This is a genomic window from Streptomyces sp. SID4985 (genome assembly GCF_009863025.1).
Classification (GTDB): Bacteria; Actinomycetota; Actinomycetes; order Streptomycetales; family Streptomycetaceae; genus Streptomyces.
The window spans coordinates 1-9,030 of sequence record NZ_WWIR01000409.1 but is presented as its reverse complement, the minus strand read 5'-3'; the positions used below and the strand labels follow the sequence as shown (position 1 = coordinate 9,030).

General features: G+C 70.3%; 11 protein-coding genes and 1 pseudogene. 6 read left to right on the top strand and 6 right to left on the bottom strand.

Annotated elements, in window-relative coordinates:
* Positions 1–185, top strand: a pseudogene (locus tag GTW40_RS18100) (metal-binding protein); the annotation flags it as partial.
* A gap of 17 nt (positions 186–202) precedes the next feature.
* Positions 203–634 (top strand): NUDIX hydrolase, encoded by a 432-nt coding sequence (locus GTW40_RS18095; protein WP_161181246.1) that lies wholly within the window; start codon positions 203–205, stop codon positions 632–634.
* A 19-nt stretch (positions 635–653) separates the two neighbouring features.
* Here GTW40_RS18095 and GTW40_RS32715 read toward each other — a convergent pair whose 3' ends face one another.
* Positions 654–827, bottom strand: a complete 174-nt coding sequence (locus GTW40_RS32715; protein ID WP_199586680.1) for a hypothetical protein — start codon at positions 825–827, stop codon at positions 654–656.
* Between the two features lie 233 nt (positions 828–1,060).
* On the opposite strand from GTW40_RS32715, the gene GTW40_RS18090 reads away from it, so the two are divergent.
* Both GTW40_RS18090 and GTW40_RS32710 read left to right on the top strand, forming a co-directional pair.
* Positions 1,061–1,888 (top strand): hypothetical protein, encoded by an 828-nt coding sequence (locus tag GTW40_RS18090; protein WP_237525569.1) that lies wholly within the window; start codon positions 1,061–1,063, stop codon positions 1,886–1,888.
* A gap of 112 nt (positions 1,889–2,000) precedes the next feature.
* Positions 2,001–2,168, top strand: coding sequence for a hypothetical protein (locus GTW40_RS32710; RefSeq protein WP_199586844.1), 168 nt, complete (start codon positions 2,001–2,003; stop codon positions 2,166–2,168).
* Between the two features lie 15 nt (positions 2,169–2,183).
* Here the strand turns inward: GTW40_RS32710 and GTW40_RS18085 are convergent, their stop codons facing one another.
* Positions 2,184–2,489 carry a metal-sensitive transcriptional regulator gene (locus tag GTW40_RS18085; protein ID WP_161181244.1) on the bottom strand — a complete coding sequence of 102 codons (306 nt, stop codon included), beginning with the start codon at positions 2,487–2,489 and terminating at the stop codon, positions 2,184–2,186.
* Positions 2,490–2,732: 243 nt separating this feature from the next.
* Between GTW40_RS18085 and GTW40_RS18080 the strand changes: the two genes are divergently transcribed.
* Positions 2,733–3,353 carry a DUF47 family protein gene (locus GTW40_RS18080; protein WP_161181243.1) on the top strand — a complete coding sequence of 207 codons (621 nt, stop codon included), beginning with the start codon at positions 2,733–2,735 and terminating at the stop codon, positions 3,351–3,353.
* Positions 3,354–3,360: 7 nt separating this feature from the next.
* The gene (locus GTW40_RS18075) at positions 3,361–4,359 is read left to right on the top strand and encodes an inorganic phosphate transporter (protein ID WP_161181242.1); all 999 of its coding nucleotides are present in this window, start codon (positions 3,361–3,363) and stop codon (positions 4,357–4,359) included.
* Between the two features lie 117 nt (positions 4,360–4,476).
* On the opposite strand, the gene pstB is transcribed toward GTW40_RS18075, so the two are convergent.
* The 4 genes from pstB to pstS form a co-directional block, all read right to left on the bottom strand.
* Positions 4,477–5,253 (bottom strand): phosphate ABC transporter ATP-binding protein PstB, encoded by a 777-nt coding sequence (gene pstB, locus GTW40_RS18070; protein WP_161181241.1) that lies wholly within the window; start codon positions 5,251–5,253, stop codon positions 4,477–4,479.
* A gap of 34 nt (positions 5,254–5,287) precedes the next feature.
* Entirely contained in the window at positions 5,288–6,340 is a 1,053-nt protein-coding gene (pstA, locus tag GTW40_RS18065; RefSeq protein WP_161181240.1) for a phosphate ABC transporter permease PstA, read from the bottom strand.
* The gene (pstC, locus tag GTW40_RS18060; RefSeq protein WP_161181239.1) at positions 6,337–7,335 is read right to left on the bottom strand and encodes a phosphate ABC transporter permease subunit PstC; all 999 of its coding nucleotides are present in this window, start codon (positions 7,333–7,335) and stop codon (positions 6,337–6,339) included. Before pstC ends, pstA begins: the two co-directional genes overlap by 4 nt.
* A gap of 135 nt (positions 7,336–7,470) precedes the next feature.
* Positions 7,471–8,595, bottom strand: a complete 1,125-nt coding sequence (gene pstS / locus GTW40_RS18055) for a phosphate ABC transporter substrate-binding protein PstS (RefSeq protein WP_343245733.1) — start codon at positions 8,593–8,595, stop codon at positions 7,471–7,473.
* Positions 8,596–9,030: the final 435 nt, after the last annotated feature.

The window sequence follows — 9,030 nt, the reverse complement described above, 5'->3', positions numbered from 1 at the left end:
TGAACCGGCACCGGGACGCGGCGGAGGCGGCGGTAGCGGCCGCCCAGGCGGCGCGTACGGCCCGGATCGCGCCCGCGACGGCCTACGCCCTCGGCGTCCTCCACGCCGACCAGCGGCACGAGGTGGAGGCGGCCCGCTTCGCCTTCCAGCAGGCCTGGCAGCGGCGGACGGTCCCGGCGCGGTGAGCACGGGAGGAGACGGCATGAACGACACACCCGGCACCCCTGGCGCCCCGCCGGTCCTCGCCGCGGGCTGCGTGCTCTGGCGCCGCTCGCCCTCCGGCGCCCTGGAGGTCTGCCTGGTCCACAGGCCGAAGTACGACGACTGGTCCCACCCCAAGGGCAAGCTCAAGCGGGGCGAGGACGCGCTCGCGGGCGCGCTGCGCGAGGTCGCGGAGGAGACCGGGTACGCGGCCGGGCCCGGCGCCGAGCTGGCGACCCTGCGCTATCCGGTGGCCGGGCGCCCCAAGGAGGTGCGCTACTGGGCGGCCGAGGCGCTGCACGGGCACTTCACTCCGGGCTCCGAGGTCGACGCGATCACCTGGCTCGCTCCCGGTGCCGCGCGCGAGCGGCTGACCCAGCCCCGCGACCGCGAGCTGCTGGACGCGCTGGCCCGCGCCTTCGAGCGGCGCTGAGCGGCGCGCACTCCGGGTGTCACGGCGCGCTGCCGTGCGCCTCCGCGTCCGCGCGCGCCTGACTGCGCGCCCGGCGCGCCGGACCCCGCCAGCCGCAGCTGCATCTGGCCACGCAGAACCGGCCCTGTTCGCTCGTCGTCGTGCGGTGTTCCCGCTCCTGCCGCGCCCCCACCGGGCCGTCCTGCCACGCCACGGTCCCACCGTACCCGCACTGATCAACACGTTCGTTCGGGCATCTGAAGCGTTTGTACGGGCGTATGACCCGCTGACTTCTCACGTGCTTGACGCCACGCGTGACGGCACTCCCTACCCGTCGTTAACGGGAACGACAGGGGGCCCAACGGACGCAACCGGCTGGGGGTAAGGCAGGCCATGGATCGGCGGCAGCACACGCGCGCGAGCAGGACGGTCGTAGCGGCGGGCGTGATGGGACTAACCGTCGGACTCGGAGCGGGCACCGCCGGGTGTTCCTCCAGCGGGGCCGCCGCCGAGGGGGTGAGCGGCGCGAGCGGCGATCCGGTGGCCGTCCTGCGGCAGGCCGCCGACACCCTGCGCGGTGCGGGCGGCTCCCGGGCCACGACCTCCATGGAGATGGCCACCGGCGGCACCCGGGTCACCATCCGGGGCAGCGGGGTGTACGACTTCCGGCGCCGCCTCGGCAGCCTGACCGTCGTCCTCCCGGAGGACCCCACGGGCGCCCCCGAGCACCGGCCCATCACCGAGCTGCTCGCCCCCGGCGCCCTGTACATGAAGAACCGGGGCGCGGGCGTGCCCGCCGACAAGTGGGTCCGGGTGGAGACGGCCGGGGTGTCCGACGGCAACCTGGTCACCGGCGGCGCGACCGATCCGTACGCGGCGGCCGAGGTGCTGCGCGGGACGCGCACGGCGACGTACGTGGGCCGCACGAAGGTGGGCGGCACGGCGGTACGGCACTACCGGGGCACCGCCGACCTGGGCGCGGCGGCGCGCGCGGCCTCCGCGGACAACCGGGCCTCGCTCGCGGCGGCGGCGAAAGGGTTCGCCACGGCCGACGTCCCGTTCGACGTCTACCTGGACGACCAGGGCCGCATCCGCAAGCTCCGCCAGCACTTCAGCTTCGTCAACAGCAGGCAGGCGGCGGCCGTCGCGGTCGCCTCGACCACTCTGCTCTACGACTTCGGCACCCGCGCCGACGTCGTACTGCCACGCCCCGAGGACATCTACGCGGGCAAGATCGCGGACGACGAGGGCGCGGCGGGACAACCGCCGGGATAGTCCGCCCCGCCGGGGACGAACTAGCCCTTCCGTGCCATGCGCGCTATGTGGACCGCTGCCTACTCTAGGAAGCCGGTCCGGGTATCGGTGACGGCAGGAAGAGGTGACGCGCGTGGCTCCGGTCGGCGGTACGGCGGTGCAGGACCACGTGGCCCTCGCCGAGATAGAGCTGTGCGGCGAGCTGATCATCGCCGCCTCGGCGGCGGAGGACCGGCTGAGCCTGGCCAGCATCGACGAGGTGCTGCGGGTCACCGAGGAGCGCGGCGCCGCCCTGGCCTGACCCGAGCGGCAGCGCTCACGTGCGCAGCAGGCGCCCGATGGCCTTCGTGGCCTCCTCCACCTTGGCGTCGATCTCGTCGCCGCCCTTGACGGCCGCGTCCGCGACGCAGTGCCGCAGATGCTCCTCCAGGAGCTGGAGGGCGAAGGACTGCAGGGCCTTGGTGGAGGCGGAGACCTGGGTGAGGATGTCGATGCAGTACGTGTCCTCGTCGACCATGCGCTGGAGGCCCCGGATCTGGCCCTCGATACGGCGCAGCCGCTTGAGGTGCTCGTCCTTCTGGTGGTGGTAACCGTGCGTGGCGCCGGCCTCGGTCGTCGTCATCGCGGGCCTCCATGGGGGACGGGCGGACGGGGGTCGGACGCCGGACTGGCGGGAAGCAATCCGAACAGATACCCCTGGTGGGTATATGGTAACCAACTTCACGGGGTATCGGGCCCTTGGCGCAACGCCCCCGTGCCGAGCATGCTTCCTGATGGGCGACACTGGGGAATGGCCCGATAGCCGTGGCCGGATGATGCGCCTAGCATCAGCCTGACCCAACCGAAGCACCCCGAGGACCTCAACGTGCGCTTTCGTCTGACCCCCAGGGAGACGAGCTTCTACGACATGTTCGCCGCGTCAGCGGACAACATCGTCACGGGCTCGAAGCTCCTGATGGAACTGCTCGGGGCGGACCCCTCCGCCCGGGCCGAGATCGCAGAGCGTATGCGGGCCGCGGAACACGCCGGTGACGACGCCACCCACGCGATCTTCCACCAGCTCAACTCCTCGTTCATCACGCCGTTCGACCGCGAGGACATCTACAACCTCGCCTCGTCGCTCGACGACATCATGGACTTCATGGAGGAGGCCGTCGACCTGGTCGTCCTCTACAACATCGAGGAGCTGCCGAAGGGCGTCGAGCAGCAGATCGAGGTCCTGGCGCGGGCGGCCGAACTCACGGCCGAGGCGATGCCCCACCTGCGCACGATGGACAACCTCACCGAGTACTGGATCGAGGTCAACCGGCTGGAGAACCAGGCGGACCAGATCCACCGCAAGCTGCTCGCCCAGCTCTTCAACGGCAAGTACGACGCCATCGAGGTCCTGAAGCTCAAGCAGGTCGTGGACGTCCTCGAAGAGGCGGCGGACGCGTTCGAGCACGTGGCGAACACGGTGGAGACCATCGCCGTCAAGGAGTCCTGAGGCGTCGATGGACACCTTCGCCCTGATCGTGACCGTCGCGGTCGCGCTCTTCTTCACGTACACGAACGGCTTCCACGACTCCGCCAACGCGATCGCGACCTCGGTCTCGACCCGCGCGCTGACCCCCCGGGCGGCGCTGGCGATGGCGGCCGTGATGAACCTCGCGGGTGCCTTCCTCGGCAACGGCGTCGCCAAGACCGTCAGCGAGGGTCTGATCGAGACCCCGGTGGGGTCGAAGGGGATGGCCATCCTCTTCGCCGCCCTCGCGGGCGCCATCGTCTGGAACCTGGTCACCTGGTACTTCGGCCTGCCCTCGTCTTCCTCGCACGCCCTGTTCGGCGGCCTGGTGGGCGCCGCGCTCGCGGGCGGTACGGCGGTGATCTGGAGCGGCGTCGTCGAGAAGATCATCCTGCCGATGTTCCTGTCGCCGATCGTCGGTCTGGTCGTCGGCTATCTGGTCATGACGGCGATCCTGTGGCTGTTCCGCAACGCCAACCCGCACAAGGCCAAGCGCGGCTTCCGCATAGCCCAGACGGTGTCGGCGGCGGGCATGGCGCTCGGCCACGGTCTCCAGGACGCCCAGAAGACGATGGGTGTCGTGATGATGGCCCTGGTGATCGCGGGCCAGGAGACCTACAAAGACCCCATCCCGGTCTGGGTCAAGATCGTCTGCGCCCTGATGCTCTCGCTCGGCACCTACGCGGGCGGCTGGCGCATCATGCGCACCCTCGGCCGCAAGATCATCGAGCTGGACCCGCCGCAGGGCTTCGCGGCCGAGGCCACCGGCGCCTCGATCATGTTCACCACGGCGTACCTCTTCAAGGCGCCGATCTCCACGACCCATGTGATCACCTCGGCGATCATGGGTGTGGGCGCCACCAAGCGGGTCAACGCGGTCCGCTGGGGCGTCGCCAAGAACATCGTGCTCGGCTGGTTCATCACCATGCCCGCCGCCGCCCTGGTCGCGGCCGCCGTCTTCGAGCTGGTCAATCTGACCGTGCTGTAGCAACCGCCGATACGGCGCCGATACGACGATGGGCCCGCCCCCGGGATCTTCCGGGAGCGGGCCCTTCTCGCATCCCCGCGGTGGCACCGCCATGCAGCACCGCGGGGAGTCCTCGGCTCAGCCGAAGCGGCCCGAGATGTAGTCCTCGGTCGCCTGGACCGAGGGGTTGGAGAAGATCCGCTCGGTGTCGTCGATCTCGATCAGCCGGCCGGGCTGGCCGACCCCGGCCAGGTTGAAGAAGGCCGTACGGTCCGAGACGCGCGCCGCCTGCTGCATGTTGTGGGTCACGATGACGATCGTGAACCGTTCCTTCAGCTCACCGATCAGGTCCTCGATCGCGAGGGTGGAGATCGGGTCCAGGGCGGAGCAGGGCTCGTCCATGAGCAGTACCCGGGGCTCGACCGCGATGGCCCGCGCGATGCACAGACGCTGCTGCTGGCCGCCGGAGAGACCGGCGCCGGGCCGGTTCAGCCGGTCCTTGACCTCGTTCCACAGGTTCGCACCGCGCAGCGAGCGCTCCACGATGTCGTTCAGCTCGCTCTTGCGGAAGCCGCCGTTCAGGCGCAGCCCCGCCGCCACGTTCTCGAAGATCGACATGGTGGGGAACGGGTTGGGGCGCTGGAACACCATGCCCACCTCGCGCCGCACCGCCACCGGGTCCACGCCGGTGCCGTAGAGGTCCTCGTCGTCCAGGAGCACCTTGCCGTCGACGCGGCCGCCGGGGGTGACCTCGTGCATCCGGTTGAGGGTGCGCAGGAACGTCGACTTGCCGCAGCCGGAGGGGCCGATGAACGCCGTCACCGAGCGCGGCTCGACGGTCATCGAGATGTCTTCGATCGCCTTGTGGGAGCCGTAGTAGGCGGTGAGTCCGCTGACGTCGATTCGCTTGGCCATTACCGCTTCACTTCCAGTCACTGAAATGGCCGCGTCAGCGACCGGTCTTGGGGGCCTTCCAGCGGGCTACGCCGCGGGCCGCCAGGTTGAGGATCATCACGAACGCGATCAGGGTCAGCGAGGCCGCCCACGCGCGGTCGTACGCCGGGTCGGCACCGGCCGCGTACTGCTGGTAGATGTACAGCGGCAGCGAGGCCTGCGCGCCCTCGAAGGGGTTCGCGTTGATGAAGGAGTTGCCGAACACCAGCAGCAGCACCGGCGCGGTCTCGCCCGCGATACGGGCGACGGCCAGCATGACGCCGGTCGCGATGCCGCCGAGCGAGGTCGGCAGGACCACCTTGAGGATGGTGCGCCACTTGGGCACGCCGAGCGCCAGGGACGCCTCGCGCAGCTCGTTCGGTACGAGCTTGAGCATCTCCTCGGTCGAGCGCACGACCACCGGCATCATCAGGATGGCCAGGGCGAGCGACCCGGCGAAGCCGAAGGGCTGCATCTGGAAGATCAGCATGATGCTGAGGATGAACAGGCCCGCGACGATGGACGGGATGCCCGTCATCACGTCGACGAAGAAGGTCACCGCCTGGGCGAGGCGGCCGCGGCCGTACTCCACCAGGTAGATCGCGGTCAGCACGCCGATCGGGGCGCCGATCAGAGTGGCCAGGCCGACCTGCTCCAGGCTGCCGAGGATGGCGTGGTAAATGCCGCCGCCCGGCTCGGAGTCGGCGACGACGCCCATCGAGTGGCTCAGGAAGTACGGGTCGAGGACCTTCACGCCGCGCGAGACGGTCACCCACACCAGGGAGACCAGCGGGATCACGGCGAGCAGGAAGGCCACCCAGACGAGCGAGGTGGCGATGCGGTCCTTGGCCTGCCGGCGGCCCTCCACCCGGGCGGCGACGACATAGGTGCCGAGGATGAAGAGGAGCGCGGCGATCAGGCCCCACTGGATCCTGGAGTGGAGTCCGGCGCCGAGGCCGATCGCGACGGCGGTCGCCACCGACGCGGCGGCGACGGCCCACGGGGTCCACGTGGGCAGGCTTCCGGCGCGCAGGTTGCTCACGCCGTTGCCGTTGACTGCGGTGCTCATGCGTTGGCCCCCGAGTACTCCTTGCGGCGGGCGATGATCGCGCGGGCCGCACCGTTGACCAGCAGGGTGATGACGAACAGGACCAGACCGGAGGCGATCAGCGCGTCACGGCCCTGCTCGGTCGCCTCGCCGAACTTGGAGGCGATGTTCTGGGCGAAGGTGCCGCCGCCCGGGTCGAGGAGGCTGGCCTGGATCTCGTAGCTCGGGGAGAGCACGGTGGCCACGGCCATGGTCTCGCCGAGCGCGCGGCCGAGGCCGAGCATGGAGGCGGAGATGACGCCGGAGCGGCCGAAGGGCAGCACCGCCATGCGGATGACCTCCCAGCGCGTGGCGCCGAGGGCGAGGGCGGCCTCCTCGTGCATCCGGGGGGCCTGGCGGAAGACCTCGCGGCTCACGTTGGTGATGATCGGCAGGATCATGATCGCCAGCAGGATGCCGACGGTGAGCATCGCGCGCGGGGCGCCGCCGTTCCAGGCGAGGATGCCGGTCCAGCCGAAGAACTCGTCCAGCCAGCCGTACAGGCCCTGCATGTGCGGGACCAGGATCAGGGCGCCCCACAGGCCGTAGACGATGGAGGGCACGGCGGCGAGCAGGTCGATCACGTAGGCGATCGGGCCGCTCAGCCGGCGCGGGGCGTAGTGGGTGAGGAACAGCGCGATCGCGACCGCCACCGGGACCGCGAGGCCCATGGCGATGACCGAGGAGACGACCGTGCCGAAGGCGAGCACGGCGATGCCGAAGACCGGCGGGTTCGCGTTGGTGTTCCACTCGAAGGTGGTCAGGAAGTTGCCGTGGTCCGCGCTGATCGCGAGACAGGCGCGGTAGGTCAGGAAGACCGCGATGGCGGCCATGATCACCAGCAGCAGGATGCCCGAACCCCGGGAGAGGGCGAGGAACACCCGGTCACCGGTCTGGGCGGCGCCACGGGAGGTGCCCGCGCGGCGGGCGGCGGCCCGGCCGGTGGGGGGAGGTACGTCGGTCGTCGATATGTCCATCGGGATTCTCCGGTCTGCTGAGCCGCGTGGGTGGGCGGCTCACGGGAGCCGGACGGATGGCCCGGCTCCGGGCGGCGGTGCACCGGACGGTGCGGCCGGACCCCGTCGGGGCCCGGACCGCACACTCGGATCAGGTCAGCTCAGGCCGGCGATGGTGCTGCGGACCTTGGTGATGATCTCGTCGGGGATCGGGGCGTAGCCGTTCTCGCTGAGGACCTTCTGGCCGTCCTCGCTCGCGATGTAGCCCAGGAACGCCTTGGTGGCGGGCAGGGTGTCCGCCTTGTTGCCCTTGTCGCAGACGATCTCGTACGTGACCAGGGTGATCGGGTAGGCGCCCTCGGCCTTGGTCTGGTAGTCGAGCTTCAGGGCGAGGTCGCTGCCGGTGCCGACGACCTTGGCGGCCGCGATGTCGGCGGTGGCGGAGTCGGTGGAGGGCTTCACCGGGGTCTTGGCACCGGTGCTGATGGCGACCGTGTCGATGTCCTTGGCGAAGGACAGCTCGAAGTAGCCGATCGCGCCCGCGTTCTGCTTGACGCCCTGGGCCACACCGGCCGAGCCGGAGGCCGCCTGGCCGCCCTTGGCCTGCCAGGCCTTGCCGCCCTCGTACTTCCAGTTGTCCGGGGTGGTGGCGATCAGGTACTTGGTGAAGTTGTCCGTGGTGCCGGAGTCCTCGGAGCGGTGGAAGGGCTGGATCTTCAGGTCGGGCAGCTTCGCCGTCGGGTTCAGCTTCTTGATCGCGGCGTCGTTCCACTTGGCGATCTTGCTGTCGAAGATCTTCGCCAGGGTCGGCGCGTCCAGGACCAGGTCCTTCACGCCCGGGACGTTGTAGCCGACCGCGATCGGGCCGCCGACCATCGGCAGGTCGATGCCCTGGCCGCCCTTGCAGATCTTCTTGGAGGCGGCGACCTCCTCCGGCTTCAGCGCGGAGTCCGAACCGGCGAACGCGAGCTGGCCCTGGTTGAAGGAGGTGACACCGGCGCCCGAACCGGCACCCTTGTAGTTGATCTGCACGCCGCAGGCCTGCGAGAAGTTCTTCACCCAGGCGTCGATCGCGTTCTTCTGCGCGGAGGAGCCGTCCGCGAGGAGCTGGCCCTTCGCACCGTCGCACTTGACCGACCCGGCGCTCGCCGCGGAGGAGGAACCGCCACCCGCCTGCTTGCCGGTGTCGTCGGAGCCGCACGCCGTCAGGGCCAGGGCGCCGGAGACGGCGAGAGCACCGAGAGACAGGGCGCGCAGCCGGTTCTTGCGCTGAAGCATCACTTTCGGGAGTTCCTTCCAGGAGCCGCCGCGGCGGGCGGCGTGCGAAGTCATGGGGACACGTGAGTGCATCTATGGCCGCACTCCGCATCTGGTACGGCCGAAATTAGGCAGAACAGGTGAAGCCGCCGATGGCCCGAAGTGAACGAGGGGTGAACCCCTGCCGTCGGCCCGGTGAGGTCACGGAACGCTCACGAGAAGGACACGTGGAGATTCCGGCCCCACGCCGCCCACGCACTCTTTCCCCACCTTGTCACCCTGCCGTGGAACCCCGCCGGGTGGGGCGCCGTCTCGTTCCACGGGAAGGCGAACTGCGGCCGGGAGGCGGGGACATGGAGCGGCGTACGTTCATCTCGGGAGGTGCCGCCGCGCTGGCCGCGACCGCCCTCGGCGCCTGCGACGCCGCCCCGCGCCCCGCCCCGGGCCCCTCGTCGGCCA